Source organism: Embleya sp. NPDC127516, assembly GCF_044765325.1.
Lineage (GTDB): Bacteria > Actinomycetota > Actinomycetes > Streptomycetales > Streptomycetaceae > Embleya.
Genome location: NZ_JBIWJT010000042.1, coordinates 62662 through 79817 on the forward strand (window position 1 = coordinate 62662; position 17156 = coordinate 79817).

Annotated in this window: 14 protein-coding genes and 1 pseudogene; 9 read left to right on the forward strand and 6 right to left on the reverse strand. The window is 68.9% G+C overall.

What is annotated here, in order from left to right:
- Window position 1 precedes the first annotated feature (1 nt).
- Complete coding sequence (locus ACIRL2_RS45635) at window positions 2–793, forward strand: aspartate/glutamate racemase family protein (protein ID WP_402240724.1); 792 nt, start codon at window positions 2–4, stop codon at window positions 791–793.
- Window positions 790–1944 (forward strand): acyl-CoA dehydrogenase family protein, encoded by a 1155-nt coding sequence (locus ACIRL2_RS45640; RefSeq protein WP_402240727.1) that lies wholly within the window; start codon window positions 790–792, stop codon window positions 1942–1944. Before ACIRL2_RS45635 ends, ACIRL2_RS45640 begins: the two co-directional genes overlap by 4 nt.
- Before the next feature lie 516 nt (window positions 1945–2460).
- Here ACIRL2_RS45640 and ACIRL2_RS45645 read toward each other — a convergent pair.
- Complete coding sequence (locus ACIRL2_RS45645; RefSeq protein WP_402240730.1) at window positions 2461–3441, reverse strand: formylglycine-generating enzyme family protein; 981 nt, start codon at window positions 3439–3441, stop codon at window positions 2461–2463.
- 150 nt (window positions 3442–3591) lie between these two features.
- Here ACIRL2_RS45645 and ACIRL2_RS45650 point away from each other — a divergent pair, with 150 nt between their 5' ends.
- From ACIRL2_RS45650 to ACIRL2_RS45675, 6 genes are all read left to right on the forward strand, one after another.
- Window positions 3592–5940, forward strand: a complete 2349-nt coding sequence (locus ACIRL2_RS45650; protein WP_402240733.1) for an arylsulfatase — start codon at window positions 3592–3594, stop codon at window positions 5938–5940.
- Window positions 5941–6783: 843 nt separating this feature from the next.
- Entirely contained in the window at window positions 6784–7068 is a 285-nt protein-coding gene (locus ACIRL2_RS45655) for a transposase (protein ID WP_402240734.1), read from the forward strand.
- Window positions 7065–7304, forward strand: coding sequence for a hypothetical protein (locus tag ACIRL2_RS45660; RefSeq protein WP_402240735.1), 240 nt, complete (start codon window positions 7065–7067; stop codon window positions 7302–7304). The genes ACIRL2_RS45655 and ACIRL2_RS45660 overlap by 4 nt, the downstream gene beginning before the upstream one ends.
- A gap of 4 nt (window positions 7305–7308) precedes the next feature.
- Window positions 7309–7734 carry a hypothetical protein gene (locus tag ACIRL2_RS45665; protein WP_402240737.1) on the forward strand — a complete coding sequence of 142 codons (426 nt, stop codon included), beginning with the start codon at window positions 7309–7311 and terminating at the stop codon, window positions 7732–7734.
- 168 nt (window positions 7735–7902) lie between these two features.
- Window positions 7903–8499 (forward strand): hypothetical protein, encoded by a 597-nt coding sequence (locus tag ACIRL2_RS45670; RefSeq protein ID WP_402240740.1) that lies wholly within the window; start codon window positions 7903–7905, stop codon window positions 8497–8499.
- Window positions 8500–8686: 187 nt separating this feature from the next.
- A complete protein-coding gene (locus ACIRL2_RS45675) occupies window positions 8687–10084 on the forward strand; it encodes a hypothetical protein (protein WP_402240742.1) in 1398 nt (465 codons plus the stop codon).
- 139 nt (window positions 10085–10223) lie between these two features.
- Here the strand turns inward: ACIRL2_RS45675 and ACIRL2_RS45680 are convergent, their stop codons facing one another.
- The 4 genes from ACIRL2_RS45680 to ACIRL2_RS45695 form a co-directional block, all read right to left on the reverse strand.
- The gene (locus tag ACIRL2_RS45680) at window positions 10224–10526 is read right to left on the reverse strand and encodes a hypothetical protein (RefSeq protein ID WP_402240753.1); all 303 of its coding nucleotides are present in this window, start codon (window positions 10524–10526) and stop codon (window positions 10224–10226) included.
- Between the two features lie 437 nt (window positions 10527–10963).
- Entirely contained in the window at window positions 10964–11158 is a 195-nt protein-coding gene (locus ACIRL2_RS45685; protein WP_402240744.1) for a hypothetical protein, read from the reverse strand.
- Window positions 11159–12071: 913 nt separating this feature from the next.
- Window positions 12072–12476: a cupin domain-containing protein gene (locus ACIRL2_RS45690; protein WP_402240746.1), complete on the reverse strand. Its 405-nt coding sequence runs from the start codon at window positions 12474–12476 to the stop codon at window positions 12072–12074.
- A 468-nt stretch (window positions 12477–12944) separates the two neighbouring features.
- Window positions 12945–14375 (reverse strand): erythromycin esterase family protein, encoded by a 1431-nt coding sequence (locus ACIRL2_RS45695; RefSeq protein ID WP_402240747.1) that lies wholly within the window; start codon window positions 14373–14375, stop codon window positions 12945–12947.
- Between the two features lie 446 nt (window positions 14376–14821).
- On the opposite strand from ACIRL2_RS45695, the gene ACIRL2_RS45700 reads away from it, so the two are divergent.
- Window positions 14822–15169, forward strand: a complete 348-nt coding sequence (locus tag ACIRL2_RS45700; RefSeq protein WP_402240748.1) for a hypothetical protein — start codon at window positions 14822–14824, stop codon at window positions 15167–15169.
- A 747-nt stretch (window positions 15170–15916) separates the two neighbouring features.
- On the opposite strand, the pseudogene ACIRL2_RS45705 reads toward ACIRL2_RS45700, so the two are convergent.
- Window positions 15917–17068, reverse strand: a pseudogene (locus ACIRL2_RS45705) (aminotransferase class I/II-fold pyridoxal phosphate-dependent enzyme); the annotation flags it as partial.
- Window positions 17069–17156: the final 88 nt, after the last annotated feature.

Here is a 17156-nt window from a genome sequence, read left to right on the forward strand (position 1 = left end):
GGTGGAGCCCTCACGCACCCTCGGTGTGCTCGGTGGGATGGGACCGGCGGCGACGGCGGAGTTCCTGCGGCTGCTGGCCGTGCGCGTCGCGGCCGGCGGCGACCAGGAGCACCCCCGGATCCTGATGCTGTCCGAGCCGGGCATCCCGGACCGGACCGCCGCGCTGCTCAGGGGCGACGACGCACCGCTCCTGCCGATCCGGCAGGCGCTGTTCACCCTTGCCGGCTGGGGCGCGGAGCTGCTGGCGGTGCCCTGCAACACCGCGCACGTCTACATCGATCGATTCCGCAGCCGACTGCCGGTGCCCCTGGTGCACATCGTGGAGGCGAGCGTGCGGGCCGCCGAGGTCGCCAGTCCCGACGGGGCCTGGTTGACGGCGACCGCGGGTACCGTCGCCGGCGGCATCTACCAGCGCTATGCGCAGCGCCGGGGATACCGACTGCTGCTCCCCGACGAGGCGCTCCAGCAGCGCATCCACGCCGCCACCGTGCTGGTGAAGGCGAACCGGCTGCCGGCTGCCGGCGCGACCCTGGGTTCGGCGGTCCACGAGCTGCTGCGCATTCGGTGCCTGCCGGTGATCAGCGCCTGTACCGAACTCCCGCTCGCCTACGCGCACAGCGGGCTGCCGGCGGAATTCCAGGTGTCCAGCGTCGACGCACTGGCGTCGGCCTGCGCGCACGCCCTGTACCCCCACCGCGGACCCGTACCGGGCCTGCTCTCGTCGACGGCCCGACGGGCGGTCGCCGGGTCCGGCTCCGGGTCCACGTCCGATCCCCCCGAAGGAGCACGATGACACTCTCACGCCTGTCGAAGGAACGCCGGCTGCTGCGCGAGACGGTCGCCGACTTCGCCCGCGCCAAGGTGGCTCCGGTGATCGCCGATATCTACCGACGCGAGGAGTTTCCCTACGAACTGGTCGCCGCCATGGGCCGCATGGGCCTGTTCGGACTGCCCTTCGAGGAACGCTACGGCGGCATGGGCGGGGATGTGTTCACCCTGTGTCTGGCCATCGAGGAACTGGCCAGAGTGGACTGCTCGGTGGCCGTCGCGCTGTCCGCGGGCGTGACGCTCGGCGCGATCCCCATCCATCGGTTCGGCACTGCGGCACAGAAGGATCGCTGGCTCCCCGCCCTGTGCACCGGCGAGCGGATCGCCGGCTTCGGGCTCACCGAACCCGGCGGCGGAACCGACACGGCGGCGGCCCGCACCAAGGCGGAACTCGACGGTGACGAATGGGTGATCAACGGCAGCAAGGCGTTCATCACCAACTCCGGTACCGACGTCACCAGCCTGGTCACGGTGACGGCGGTGACCGGTACCCGCGCCGACGGCGCCAAGGAGATCTCCGCGCTCGTCGTGCCGTCGGGCACTCCGGGCTTCACGGTGGCACCGTCGTACTCCAAGGTGGGCTGGTGCGCCTCGGACACCCACGAACTCGGTTTCGCCGACTGCCGGGTGCCGGCCGAGCACCTGCTCGGCGAACGCGGCCTGGGCATCGCGCAGTTCATGTCGGTGCTGGACGAGAGCAGGATCGCGATCTCGGCCGTCGGAGCGGGGATGGCCCAGGGCTGCGTGGACGAGTGTGTGCGCCATGCCAAGGAGCGGACGGCGTTCGGGCAGCGCATCGGCGCGTACCAGTCGATCCAGTTCAAGATCGCCGACATGGAGACGCGCGCCCACACCGCACGCCTGGCCTACTACTCGGCTGCGGCCTCGATGCTGCGCGGCGAATCCTTCTCGAAGGAGGCGGCGATGGCCAAGCTGGTCTCCTCCAGGGCGGCGATGGACAACGCCAGGGACGCGACCCAGATCTTCGGTGGCTCCGGCGTGATGAACGACAGCCCCGTGGGCCGCTTCTACCGCGACGCCAAGATCCTGGAAATCGGCGAAGGCACCACCGAGGTACAACAGATGATGATCGCCAGGCACCTTGGCTTGTCCTGACCCCACCGCCGGGCAGCGCCGCGACGCGTCATCTCCGGGTTCGCCGACCTCCGAGTGGCGCTCGGCGAGTTCGGGAAGGGCCGACGCCATTGCCGGTCGGTAACCGGACCCGGACGCGCGGCTGCCACCAGCGCGACGGGCGCGGCGTAGAAGGTGTTCTGCGGCGGCACTCCGGCGATCTGCGCGCCACGACCGGTCAGCGCCGACAGGGGCGCGGACAAGCCGCGGCAGACCGTGCGACGGGCGGACGTCGAGGCGCACAATCCGCCCATGGCCGGCGACGACCCTCCGCTCACCACCCCCTCAGCCGACTCGCACACCCCGACTGCTCACGCTCGGGAGCACGCGGCACCCGAGCGGTCTCGGGCGAACTGCCCGCCCACCTCCGGCTCGTGCGCATCTCGAGTTCGGTGACGCAAGGCAACGAACCCGTGCGCGAAAGCCCGGCGTTCGCGAGATCGGGTCGACCACGGTCGCGCGGGCCCGGCAGGGCGGCGGTCGCTCGGTCACCTCGGCCTACGGGCGTCGGATGCAGCGGAAACCGAGGTGGCTGGTGGCCGTGTCCTCGGTTTCGCCCTGGCGGGCGGCGGGGCGGTAGCGCAGGCAGTAGGTGGGCGCGCACAGGTGGGAGCCGCCCTTGATGGTGCGCCGGGCGAAGCCGGCGTCGAGGTGGTGACGGTGTTCCACGCGGAAGTCGCGGGGGGTGCAGCACGGGCGGGCGGCGGCATCGGGGTGGCGGGTGGTGTGATGGTCGCGGGTCCACTCCCAGACGTTGCCGGTCATGTCGTACAGGCCGTACCCGCCCGGGGGGTAGCGGCCGACCGGGGTGGTGCCCGGGCGGCCGGTGGGGGTGTCGGCCCGCCAGGGGAAGTCGCCGTGCCACGTGTTCGCCATGCGGCGGCCGTTCGGGGTGAAGTCGTCGCCCCAGGCGTAGACGGCGCCATCGAGGCCGCCACGGGCGGCGTACTCCCACTCGGCCTCGGTGGGCAAATCCTTGCCGGCCCAATGCGCGAAGGCGGCCGCGTCCTCGAAGGCGACCTGGGTGACGGGGTGCATGTCGCGGCCGTCGAGCGTGGACCCGGGGCCTTCGGGAAACCGCCAGTTCGCGCCCGGGACGTAGTGCCACCAGCGGCGGTAGTCGTCCAGCGCCACCGGCCCCGGAGTCCGGCGGAACACCAGGGAGCCGGGCACCAGCAGTGCCGGGTCGGCGTCCGGGTAGAGCACGGGGTCGAGCGGGCGTTCGGCGACGGTGACGTACCCGGTGGCCTTCACGAAGCGGCGGAACGCCGCGACGGTGACGGGGTGGACGTCGAGGAAGAAGCCGTTCACGGTGACCGGGTGAACCGGCCGCTCCTCGGGATAGAAGTCGTCGCTGCCCATCGCGAAGGTTCCTCCGGGGATCCATGCCATGCCCTGGGAAACCGCCCTGACGGGCCCGTGGACGGTGACGGGGGCGAGGGCCATCGGCGTGTCGGCGTCGGCGGTGCTCGGCGTCATGACGGCCATACTCCCCGGGCCGCCGGGCCCGGGTGGGCTTGCCACGCCGCACACACTTCCCCAGGTTTTGTCGGACTTATGGCTAATGTCTTTTGGAATGAGTCCATCGACGGCGACCTTGCGGGGTCAGGCACAGAAGGACGGCACGCCATGGCCGACGAACGTTTGACGAGTCTCCCGGTGCCGGACCGGCCCTACCAGGGGCCGTTGGCGGTGGACGTCCGCGACCTCGACGAGCCGCTGCCGCCGATCCCGGTCAAGCGCCCGCCGAAACAGGCCCCCAACGTCCTGCTGATCCTCCTGGACGACGTCGGCTTCGGGGCCGCCGGCGCGTTCGGCGGACCGGTCCGCACCCCGACCGCGGAACGACTCGCGAACGGCGGCCTGAAGTACTCGCGATTCCACACGACCTCGCTGTGTGCGCCGACTCGCGCCGCCCTGCTGTCCGGTCGTAACCACCACTCGGTCGCGATGGGGCACATCACCGAGACCGCCACCGCCGCCCCCGGCTACACCTCGGCCCGCCCGAACTCGGCGACACCGCTCGCCGAGATCCTGCGCCAAAACGGCTACAACACCGCGCAGTTCGGCAAGTGCCACGAGGTGCCCACCTGGGAGTCCGGCCCCACCGGGCCATTCGACCGCTGGCCGGTCAACAGCGGCTTCGAGAAGTTCTACGGCTTCATCGGCGGCGAAACCAACCAGTGGTCCCCCGCGCTGGTCGACGGCACCACCGCCATCGAGCCGCCGGACGATCCCGACTACCACCTGATGCCCGACCTCGCCGACAAGGCCATCGCCTACGTCCGGCAGCAGAAGTCACTCACCCCCGACAAGCCCTTCTTCGTCTACTTCGCGCCCGGCGCCACACACACCCCCCACCACGTCCCCGAAGACTGGATCCCCAGATACCGCGGCGAGTTCGACCAGGGCTGGGACGCGGTGCGTGAGGCCACCTTCGCCCGCCAGAAGGAACTGGGCGTGGTCGCCGCCGACGCGACCCTGACCCCGCGCCCGGCCGAGATTCCCGCGTGGGACGACCTCGACCCCTCCTGGAAGCCGATCCTGGCCCGGCAGATGGAGGTGTACGCCGCGTACCTCGAATACGCCGACCACCACACCGGCCGCGTCATCGACGCACTGGAGGAACTCGACGTCCTGGACGACACGTTGGTCGTGTACATCATCGGCGACAACGGCGCCTCCGCCGAAGGCGGCATGCACGGCGCGTACATGGTCACCAACGCCGCCAACGGCGGCGCCGAGTTCGAGACTTCCGAGTTCTGGAGCGAGCACCTGGACGAGGTCGGTGGCCCGCACGCGTACAACCACTACGCGGTCGGCTGGGCCCACGCGATGTGCACCCCGTACCAGTGGACCAAGCAGGTCGCCTCGCACTACGGCGGCACCCGAAACGGCACTATCGTGCACTGGCCCGCCCGCGTCCCCGACGGCGGCCAGGTACGCCACCAGTGGCACCATGTCATCGACTTCGCCCCCACCGTCCTGGAACTGGCGGGCATCGCCGAACCGCACACCGTCAACGGCGTCACCCAGGTCCCCATGCAGGGAACCTCGTTCTCCGCCAGCCTCACCGACCGGGACGCTCCCGAAGTCCGCCACACGCAATATTTCGAACTCGCCGGCAACCGCGGCATCTATCACAAGGGCTGGACGGCGGTCACCAAACACCGCGTGCCCTGGGACCTGTTCGCCCACGGCACCGACTTCGACTCGGACAAGTGGGAGCTGTACGACACCACCAAGGACTGGACCCAGGCCCACGACCTGGCCGCCGAGCACCCGGACAAACTCGCCGCACTCCAGCAACTCTTCCTCATCGAGGCGGTCCGGCACAACGTCCTGCCGATGGACGACCGCGCCGCCGAGCGCATGAACCCGGACATCGCCGGACGCCCCACCCTCTTCCAGGGCACAACGCTCCGCCTGTACCCGGGCATGACCCGGATCGGCGAGAACGTCGCCCTGAACATCAAGAACAAGTCCTTCGACGTCACCGCCGAGATCACCATCCCCGACACCGGCGCCGAGGGCGTCATCGTCTGCCAGGGCGGCCGCACGGGCGGCTGGGTCCTCATGGCCGACCACGGCAGGCTCGCCTTCCATTACAACTACTGCGGCCTGCTTCGCAGCACCACCACCGCACCCGACCCGCTGCCCGCCGGAACCCACCAGGTCCGTGCCGAATTCGCCTACGACGGCGGAGGCATCGGCAAGGGCGGCAAGGTCACCCTCCACCTCGACGGCACCCGACTCGCCGAGGGGCGCGTGGAACGCACCCACCCGCTCTACTTCTCCTTCGACGAGGGCCTCGACGTCGGCCGCGACACGGGAATGCCCGTCTACGAGGAGTACGCCGACCCGCACGGCACCTTCACCGCCACCATCAACTGGGCCCAGGTCGACCTCGGCGACGACGACCACAACCACCTCGTCGACCCCGCCGAACACTTCGCCGCCGCACTACGCCACCAATAGCCCACACCACGCCGAATCCGCCGCCCCCGGACACGCACGACTCCCGGACCAACCTCACCCCGCATCTCACCGATCGCGAACGGGAGGGCGCCGAAGCGACGCTGAGCGGTATATCGGACGACACCGACGCCCCGTCGTTCGTCCTCGACCCGAGCGCGCCCAACCCCCGTACGCAGGGCTTCGCGTGCCGGGATACAGGCCGGCGTCTGCCCGGCGAGCGTCTCGCGGAGGGTCGTCGTTTGTCATGTGCCAACCTGCCGAGGCGACGATTGGCCGGCCAACCGCGAATGAGCGGGTCCCCCTCGGGTCGGGTCGGTCGCGGTACGACGCCGCATGGGACACCCGTTCCGCCGACGCTCCGAAGCCTACGAGGCAGGACAGTGCCGACGTGGGCCCCTGCGATGTTCTTTTCGACATCACAGGGGCCCACGTGGGTCGATAGAACATCCCATGTCGGGCCGGATATCCGGCGTCCTCCGATGGGATGACTGATCGATTACGAGCAATGGCGGAGGGTAGGTCCGGGCCGGACGACCGACCAAACAGATCCGCAGGCAGCACCGCCCGGTCAGCCGGTCGGCGTTCCCGAACCGGCGAGGGGCGCCGCCGGGCGTCGGATTCCGGCCCGTCTCGCACATGTGCCGAACATGGGCGCGAATCCACCCACACCGCGCGCGGGCCCGGGACGAGCCGGGCCGGTGGCCGGGTCGGCGCCGGCGGCAATCTCGGGAGAGGATGTAGACGCGTTCGTGGCGGGGGACGACCTGGTAGACGAACCTGCCGTTCGCGACCAGGGCCGTGCCGCCCTGGGGTGACATTCCTTCGTATAGCGCGAAGTCCCATGTGCACCGGCGCCGACACCCGTACGCGACGTTCCCCGGGCTGGGCGGCCTCGAGGAAACCGACCTCGAGATCCCGGTCCACAAGGAGGCCCCGCGGAACTGGGTCCGCCGGGCCGAGGCGGACGCGGGTGAACGCGAGGACCGGATGACGACCGGCGAACAGGACGAGGTGAAGCAACTCCGCAGGGAAGTAGCCGAGTTGCGGCGGGCGAACGAGATCCTGAAAGCCGCCTCGGTGTTTTTTGCCCAGGAGATCGACCGTCCCCGGACGAGGCCGAGCAGGTGATCGACCACCTGCGCGACAAAGGCCTCGGGGTCGATCCCGTATGTCGGGTGCCGGAGTTGTCGCCGTCGACGTACTTCGCGCGCAAGAAGCGCACGAAATCCGCGCGGCGGCTGCGCGACGAGCAACTCATCCGGCTGATCGAAGCCGAGCACGCGGAGTCCGGTGGCACCTACGGCGCCCGCAGGATCACCCGCGCCTGGCCCGCAAGGGCCACCCGGTCGCCCGCTGCACGGTAGAGCGGTGATGCGCGAGCTGGGGATCGAGGGCGTCATCCGCGGCGGCCGCCGCCGCACCACCGTCGCGGAGCCGGCCGCGCCGCGGCCGTCGGACCTGGTCGACCGCGTCTTCACCGCGGACGGCCCGGCCCGGCTCCGGGTCGCCGACCTGACCTACGTGCGGACCTGGTCGGGCGCCGGCCCGCTCCCGCATCCTGGCGAGCACGTGCAGCCCGAAGCCGTCACCCGCGTCGCCAGCCCCCGGCAGTACGGCAGCCGGGTAGCGGCGACCCCGTCCGTCGCGCGGATCGGGCACCGCGTCCAGGTGCCGGCGCAGGTCAGCGGCGCATGGCGTCACGCCACACACGTTCGATACGAACCGGACAAATCCCCTTCTGTAATGACCCTGGGGCCGACAGGAAGCCCATCCGTAGCGTCATCGGCAAGTTGATGGAACATGCCTGATAACCGTATTTGACAGCGCTTGTCGGCTGCAGTTTGACCAATTTGTCGGAAAATCTGGGCACAATCAGATTCGGCTATAATTTATGGACGCAGCTCGACCGGCAGGCTCAGGCTGTGTTTCCTATGGGTTAGTCTCCGAGGAGTGGCGGATGTCGTGGCTGATCACTTCCTGAAACAGCCGGACGAGTCGGCGAACAAGGACAGCGCGGCTCGTTTTGTGGAAGTCCGGTCTGCCGGGTGGCGCCTACGCGCCAAGACACCCGATGGTCTTCTCGGGCTCCTCATCGAGAGCTACGGGGACTGCATCGATGACGCGCGGCGATTGAGTGCTCGGCTGGATTATGCCTGCCGGGCCCGGGTGGATATTCAGTCGCTGCTGATGGCCGGGGAGATGTTCGAGTACAGCACGCCGGACGAGTCCCGGGTCCTGCGCGACCGCGGACCTGCTCCGGAGCCGCCGCCGGTGTGGCACTGTGCAACTCCGCTCGTTCTTGTGGCTTCCTTTTACGAGCCTGCGGGGGAGTTGTCCCGGCCGCGCACGTCGGAACCCGGCCAGGTCTGGTGGATCGATCCTTCGACGGCCTCGTCCCTGCTGGTGACCCTGCACGAAGTGCGCTGGCTGGACATTATCCGGCCCGGCGGAATGCAGCCGCAGGATCGTGGGCCGTATCGGCACCAGGGGAAGAACGGATCGGCCGGATTCTGGCGTCGCTGCTTCCCCGAGATGCCACGCCGCCGACCTCCGCACTAAGGCCCTGTTCCCGGTCGGAGACCGTCTCACGCTATCCGGCGCGAAGCCTGAAGACGTTCGCCGGAATGCGGCGACCGTACGGCGAGTCCGGCCCCCGGACCATGGTGGCCGCGTGTAGATAAATGGTGAAAAGTTTATGGGGCCTGAAAGCCGACGCTTCTCGTCACTTCGCGATGCGCATGAGTTCATGAAGACCGAGGTCGATCGCCCGGTCGAACCCTGTGAGATTACGCTTGACAACGGATTCAAGTTGGACATGCATCCACATTTCTTTGACGATGGCACGTTCACCAACTCGTACGATCTGAACTGGGCGCCTGAAGACGCCCGGGCGGCGATGCGCATCACGCCCCGTCCAGAGAGCATGCTCGTTCACGCTCCAGGTGTTTCAGCCAGCACCTCGGCGACTTTCTTCACCTTTCTGGATGAAGCATCCGCTATCCCCCGGCAGGCCAGCCTCAATCTCATCATCAGTGAAGGCCGAATTCTCGGTATGCCCGTGGTTGATCGGGAGGCCGTGTACATCCGTGACGGAGAACTCGCGATGGACCACATATCGGCAAGTGGCGAGTTATCGCTCAACGGAAGGACGCTGACCTGGGCAGGTAGTAGGACCGACCGAGATGCGCAGAGTCATGTGTATGGCAACGGCAACATCAGGGTCACCCTGAGACGAGACCCCAAGACCGGTAGCAAAAGGTGCCTGGACGAAAGCTCGCGTTTCACCCCCGTCATGCCCGCCGCAGAATCACGGTCGGACGTCGGGTTCATGGCTTCGGAGGATGGCACGTTCACATCCGTGGCCGTCGCTCCGCAGGGCGGGATGGACATCTTCGCCCATGACCTTGTTGTCCGATGCCCAGAAGAGCACGTCAACCGGAAAGGGGAAAACCGCCTCGCCATCAGGAGCATCGGCTCCTTACGGGCGGATAACCTGCCCGAGTTTGCGGTCTCCTCAGGGCCTTCGCTGGCGACACCGGATTTTTTCGCTCATCCCATAAACCAGGATCCGTCATTGGGCACCAGGCCCGTCTTCGCGGACCTTCAGGCGATCAGGATGGTGGTCTACGGCGGGCTCGACGATCGTACGCACATCCGGCTTTTCGACGGGCGGCCGGGCTCTTCGACCTTTCCGGGAGTGACACCCGCCCAGACGCGCGACATCATAACGGCCGACATCGGGTTCACCTGGGGCGCCCATGTGGATGGGGGTGGGAGCGCCAGGATATCCATCGTCAAAGACGGTGTTCTACGGAGTTTTGGAAATCGTCAATATCTGAAATGGCCACGGCCGGGTCAAGATTACTTCCTTTGGGAACGAGAGCCTCCGGGTCGTGATGTTCCCACTCGTTTTGAATTGACGGGGCCAGGCAGGGCGCGCGAACCGCGAGACCTGGATGTCGGGAAATATCTAGGGCCAGTATCGGATCTTCGGAGGCAACTCGGCGGAGGATCTCCGCGTAATCGAGCGAACCCGGAAAGCGCACCTTTGCATCCCTCCGCAGGGCGGGAAAATCTGCGCAATCCCCATGGAGCCCCCACCAGGAGACCCACCGAAAGGGACAGGGGCATTGGGTTTTCGTGATCCGAGTACGCCTTGCCGGCGCGGAGTTTGACGGGCCGTCGACGACGCGGTCCGCGACGCGACCGCACGGCCGGTATTCCGCGCACCAAGCGCTTGAGCGCCCGGAACCTGTCAACGCGATCAAGGCAGATGGGGATGGTTAACGCTGTGCCGGGGCGTGTTCCTGGTGTTCGGTGGGCTTGTTGATCCACGCGTGTGTGGGGATGCGCGGTGGTTCGAGAGGTCCGTGGACGAATCGTTCGGGATGGTCCCGGTAGGCGTCGGCGAGCGTGTCCGCTCGGACTTCGCGAACGACTTCGGCCAGGCCGTGGTGCATGTCGTGGGGCGTGTGGTAGCCGATCCCGGAGTGCCGGTGGTCGTGGTGGTAACAGTCGAAGAACTGCGCGCCCCACTCGCGCGCGTGCGGCGACCGTCGGCGCCGGCTCCGAAGCCATTGATCCACGTCGCCTCGATCGACAACCTCGATAGGCGCATAACGGGCGAGACCACACCCACCTGGCGAGGAACCTACTAGGACATAGAGAGCCGGTGCGGGGTGATGCGTTGCGCACCGCCACGCCGATCGGACTGCTATGCAAATCAGTCGTTTTCTGTCATTTCTTCGGTAATGTCAACGTGGCGGTGTCCCGACCGTCGGAGGATGCGACCGGGCACCACCCGGGCTCGCGGGCCTTCGTGGGAATCCCGACCCCGCGACGGCCCGCGAATCCGACCTCGCACATCTGGCGAGACCCGGCAGCGCACAGCAGCCGCGTGCGCGTCACCGGACGCACGCCCGGCCCGTTGAGCGTGTACGCACCGACTATCCCCGTGGTCGGAGCCGCGCACCCGGCGTCCCATCCCCCAGGACGCCGGGCTACGCCCGTCCCGGGCCGGGGCTCAGTCGAGGTCCGCTTCGACACGCAGTTCGGCGATCTCGCGGTGCGCGGCCGCGAGATCGGCGGCCATCCGCCGCGCGCCCTCGGCGACACCCGCCTCCCACACCTGCCGCACGAGCTGCTCGGCAGCAGTTTGTTCCAGGCCGGTCGCCACCATCACGCGGTGGGTCAGGGTCACGATCGGATGCTCGTCCATGCCTCCAGAACATCCCACCGGCCCGTACTCCGCACGGCGAGGACGCCGAACCGAAACGCGCAGGGACCCCCGCTCGGTCACGGCCCGAACCCTGCCTGAACAAGCCCCTCGATGTCCGTGTGTGGGGAACGCCACCGGGTTGCGGGCAGGTTGCTGCCGTGCCGGCCCGGCGCCGTGTCACTCGGGCGAGTGGACGGTGAAGCTCCAGACCGTTTGCGGCGTCGGTTTTCCCGGGAGGGAGGACGGTGTTGTAGGAGACGTGACCGCACGGCTGATCGGAGTAGCCGATGGTCTCGCAGGTCCGGTTCTCGATCGTCGAATTCGGGCCGGTGCCCAGGTAGCAGCCGGGGTACGGGTCCTGGTAGGCGAACGGGCGGCCCGTCTCCGAGGTCAAAATGACGGTGCCGGTGACGGAGGGCCGGGCGGTGGGGGTTGTCGCTGCTGCGTGCGGTATGCAGGCGAGAAGGACGAGGGCCGCGGCGACGGCAGTGAATGTATTCCGGTGACGAGCCGGGTGCGGTCGAACGTGTCCATGGGCGGTGCACTTGGTGGAGCGGTCATACGCCCTCGCGCGCGAGGGCACCGAGAAGGTGGGCTACCGAAGCGCGTTCGCGCTCAGCACGGCGTTCAAGCGGGTCCGGCGGGTGCGCCCGCGCGAGCACCGCATTCGGACCCTGCGGCGCGAGGGGGCCGGCCTGGACGGCTGCGAGGGAGAGCCACCGGCCTGGCACGCACCGAGTTCCACCCGGCCGCCGGTGCTTGCATCACGTCGACCGGTGGCCGATCCCCCTCGCCGCGCCGGCCGAGGACGCCGGTCGAGCCGGCAACGAAAACGCGCATGTGTGGTACGTCGACTTCGGTCGGGGTCTGCTGAGGCGGGTGTCGGTGTCCGAAGTGGTCGAGGATCCGATGCTCACAAAACCGCTCGCGCCGCTCGGCGGTCTCGCCGTTCGAGCAACTCGCCCTCCTCGACGAGCGTGAGCATGGGCTCGCCGGGGACGCCGATCATGACCACCACGAACCGGCTCCACGCGTCCGCGAGGTTGTTGCCCGCTTGATAGTGGATGACGTCACCACCCGGCTCCCAGAACGCCTCACCGGCGCGAATGACCCGCTCGGGCTCGCCCTCGAGTTCGAACACCATCTCGCCTTCGAGCATGTAGCCGAAGACCGGGCCCGAGTGCCTGTGCGGCGGCGTGCCCGCGTCGCCGGGCGGCAATTCGATCGTCATCGTCATCACTTCGGCCGACGTCGGCAGGAGTGGCGGAGTCTGGTGAAGGAGGGTGGTCAATACGGTCCCACCGCGCTTTTCGGTCACGGCCGAAATGGTAGACGCGAGCCGGCCCGACCGAGTGGTCCACTCGGACCCGAATCGGATGGACCGGTTGCGCGCCATCCATGACAACGCCTGCGAACCCGCGACCCACCGGGCCCGTGTGATTCCGGGGGTGGTTGTTGGCGTGTGGAGGGTGGTGTGGGCCGGGATGTTGCAGGTCAATGCCGCGCACCGCCGACGACGGCGGACTGCCGCCCTCCTTTTCGGCGATCGTCTCTCCCTACGACACGCACCGAACCGCTCCGGCGCCTCGCGCCACTGCGCACCCGTCCGAAACTTCCGGATCACGCCCTCGAACCGCTGCAGCGGCCGCTCGGGATACGGACCGTACGCACCGATCGGCGGGTACGGCCCGATGAACTCCCGTTCCAGATTCGTCAGTTGCATTCGCGTCACAACACGGTGATCCAGCGGACCAGGACCGCCTCGACGACGAATCCCACAGATTGATCACAACCCCGTACGTGCCTGGTTGAGCATGTTGGCCGCGTTCACCTGCCGGAGGTGGATCACGACGTCGTGTGTCTTGGCGAGCCGGATCTGCGGGGCGTCCGCGATCCCGGGGTAGGTGGCGCCGATGTTCTTGATGGTGTGCGGCTCGGTAAGCCAGGTGCGGGCTTCCGTCGGGGTGTTGCGCAGGTCGACCACGAAGTCGCGGTAGCGCACCCGGTCGAGGGTGTGCTCGGCGGTGCCGGGTGCGGCCGGGCCGACGGTGAAGCGGTGGAGGCCGCCGTCCTGGCCGAAGGCATTGAACGAGCCCCGGTCGAAGGTGAGTCCGACACTCAGGTAGCCGCTGCCCAACTGTTCGCGGAGGAAGGCGCCCTGGACTTTCGGATGAGTGTCGGGGGCGTAGGTATTCAAGGCGACATGGGTGTTGTGGGCGGCGAGCACGATCCTGTCGCCGGTCTGCCGCTGCCACCAGGCGACGTTGTCCGCCATGCTCCGGTCGCGGTAGGTCATGGCGTCGGGGATGCTTCGGGGGTCGTCCCAGTCGAAGGCGTACAGCGTGGTCATCTGGTGGATCGCGGTGGCGTGCTGGACGGCCCAGGCGTGGGCGTCGGCGTCGGTGCCCGTGCCGGGCCGTTGCTTGAGCAGCTCCACCGCCCGGCCCGTCCGCTCGGCGATTTCCTTGCGTTCGGCCATCGGCTTGGACAGGTACTCGTTGATGTACGTGTCGATGTCGGTGGCGGGCCGCAGGCCCCGATACAACTCTGTGAGCTGCGGAACCAGTTCGGGGCGGGCCGCGGCCGCGTAGGCGCCGACCTTGTCGTACAGCTCGGCACCGGCGAACCCGTTGTCGTCGCCGACGAAGCGGACCGGGTCCTTCGGGTGCTTGACGTTGTACGCGCGCATCCACTGGAGCAGATCGCGGTACTCGGCGTTGTTCCACAACCGGTAGGAGCCCTGGAACTCCTCGTCCATGATCTGCTTCAAGTCGCCCTCGCCGCGCAGGACGTAGGCGTCGAGCCGCAGTCCGGTGCTCCACGCGGCTTCGAGGGCGAAGGCCCGAAAACCCTTCTCCTCGACCAGGTACCGCAGGATCCGGTGCTTGACGGTGAGGAACTCGTGCGAGCTGTGGGTGGACTCGCCCAGGCCCACCACCCGGGCGTCGCCGACCATGCGGCCGAACGGACGGAGATCGGCCAGGCCGCCGCGTGGCTCGGTGGTGCGCAGCGGGTGGGCCACCCGGCCCAGGGCCGCCTCGGGGGAGCGGAACGCCGCGGCCGCGGCATCCTCCGGGCCGGCGGGCGCGGCGACGTCGGCGGAGACCGACGCGGTGGCCGGGGGGTTGGTGTCGGTCGTCGATCCCGCGTATGCGGTGCCGAGCCCGCCGGCGGTCGCACCCACGCACAGCACGAGGGGCACGAAGGTACGCAGCACCTGCCGGACTGCCCGCGAATGCGGGTGACTCCGTTGATCGGACGGGTGGTTGGGGATAGCGCGCGGTACACGCGGAGTTGCGTTTGGCATGGCGCCCAGGCTAGGAACCCGGGCTCTCGGCGCGCATCGTCCGCCGGTCCGAGGACTGGAGTCCTCCTTCGGCTCGTCCGGTCGGTACCGGGGTCCTGGGTCGGACGGGCCGGCCGAACCCACATACCTGTTGACGGAGTTCGTGTGCGGCGTGCGGTGCGCGACAGCGCGGTGATGTGCCTCGGCCGTCGCACCAAGCGGCGGAGGCAGCCTCGATTCCGGGTGGCCCCCAAGCGGGACGGATCCTCCCGGCAGCGGCCGCGTTCCGGGAGAGGGAGGGGCATCTGACGGTGCCGCGCAGCGAGGCGGCGGTCCACCGGGAAACGGACGCCGCGTCGGGGGCGAGGAGCGCGGAGATGACGTTGTCCCAGGTCGCGCCGGGGAACACCTTGTGCCCGGTCTGCTCCATGGCGACGAACCGCGCCCCGGGTGTGTGCCTGCCCCGCGACTGGCTCATCCGGCGGCTCCGCGACCGCGCCGGCGGACTCGACGACGTCGGCAATCCCGTATGGCCGGGCGGGCGATGGTGCCGTCCTCGTAACGGCCGAAAGGTCGCCTCCTTCGGGCAACAGGCCCCGATGGGACGGGCCGCGCACCCCGACGAGATCGCGCCGTCGTACGTCTTCTTCGCCTCGGGCCGCCTGTCCGGCTACTACTCCGGCGAGGTCTTGGCGCCCATCGGCGGCGAAACCCTACCCGGCTGACCCGACTCGCCCCGGGGCCAGGGGCGGGTCGGGCGACGGACATCCCCGGGACCACGAGAAACGCATCCGGTGCACGGCTCCTCGACGTCCTGAAGGAGGAGAAGGAGAACGACAAACCGGTTTGAACCGGATGGCCGGGGTAGCTCCGCCTCTCGCGGTCGCTGTGCCCAGCGGTCACCGTCCGGCTTGACCGCACGCGGCCGGGCGAAGACGCTCGCGACGCGCGTCCGCGCGTCCTTCCCGGCCCCACCCTTCCCGGAGGGAACGATGGCCGACCCCAAACCCGTATCGAACACGTCCGGTACGGCAGACGAGATTCCCGGTCGCCCGGGCGCCGCACCCCCCGGAGTCGAAGAGGCCACCGCTGCCGCCGAGAACTCGGTGGTCGTGTCCGCCGGAACGGCCGTCGTCGTCCCTACCACCGATATCGGAACATTTGGCCGGGTTTGCCGCCCATTGATGCGGCCGGACTCCGAATGGGCCGCCGCCGCGGGCCCGGGGGTAACCGGGGCGGACCGGACGGTCCCGAGGAGGGGCGGTGGGGACAGGTCGGCGTCACCGGCGAGCGCGTCCGGAGGTCGCGGTGACCTCTCCGCCGTCGCGGGTGGCGATCCACCTGCTCGCGCACGAAGCCGGGACACTCCTTCGCCGGAAATTACTTCCCCTTAGCGTCGGATCTCGCCGGATCCCGTACGCTCCCGTTCCCCGTCCCCGTCGCGTCGTTTCCCCTGTCGAGGTCTGTGGAGGTCACCCGTGGATGTCGCGGACCGCCACCCGGACGGAATCGAGCTTGGGGTCGACCGCGTCGGGGACGACCATGCCGGCGGCGACACCCGAGACGAGGTAGTCCAGTACGGATGCGGTCATCCGCTCGCCGGGCAGGACGGCGGGGATGCCGGGGGGATACGGGGTCAGCATCTCCGCGGCGATCCGTCCGGCGGCGTCGCGGACGGCGATCTGTTCGGTCCGCCCGAAGTAGGCGTCCCTGGGCAGATGGGCCTGCTCCAGGCGCAGTTCGGCCGGCGCCGGGACGTCGACGTGGGTGCCCCGGTCGAGTCCGGAGGCGTGCCGGGCGAGGTCGCGCACGGCGTCGACCAGCGTCGCCGCGGTCTGCTCGTCGTCCGCGTAGGTGAGCTGGGCACTGATTCGACGGTGGTCCGAGACGTGCAGGTTGATTCGGTGGTGTTCGCGCAGCCAGTCGGCGGCGGCGTAGCCGGTGGGCCCCAGGGCGGAGATGTCGACGATGAGCTGGAGCGGGTCCAGGTCGTGTGCTCGGTCGGGGCCGACGAACTCGGCGCGGTCGACGTGCATGCCGTCGATCCCCTCGATCCGCTCACGCACGGTGTCGGCCAGGCGCAGGGCCGTGTCGAGGAGGTCGTGTCCGTCCCGGACCATGTGCGCGCGCCACCCGTCCAGCGCCGCGTAGATCAGTACGTTGGGGCTGGTGGTGCCCAACAGGTCGGCCCGGGAGCGCAGTACCTGCGGATCGACGAGGTCGCCCTGGTGGTGGAAGACCGAGCTCTGCTCCAGGCCGCCACCCATCTTGTGCACGCTGGTGACGCACACATCGGCGCCGGCGTCCATCGCCCACGTGGGCAGGCTCGGATGGAAGGGCAGGTGCGCCCCCCACGCCTCGTCGACGATCAGCGGCTTGCCCCGTCGGTGGCACACCTCGGCGATCGCCGCGAGGTTCGCGCACGTGCCGTACGGGGTGGGACTGGTCACCAACGCCCCGCGTGCGTCGGGGTGTTCCGTGAACGCCGCCTCGTAGGCGTCGGGCTGCGGCGGGTGCGCCAGGTGGAGCCGGGGATCCCACGTCGGGTCTACCCAGATCGGCCGTACTCCGCTGAGGATGAGCCCCGAGATCACCGACTTGTGCGCGTCGCGCGAGATGAGGAGCCCCGCGTTTTCCGGACGGGTTGATTGCTGTTGTTCTATGCCATCAGGTTCAATTCCCGCTCTGGGTGCAGGACTTCGTGGGGTGTGC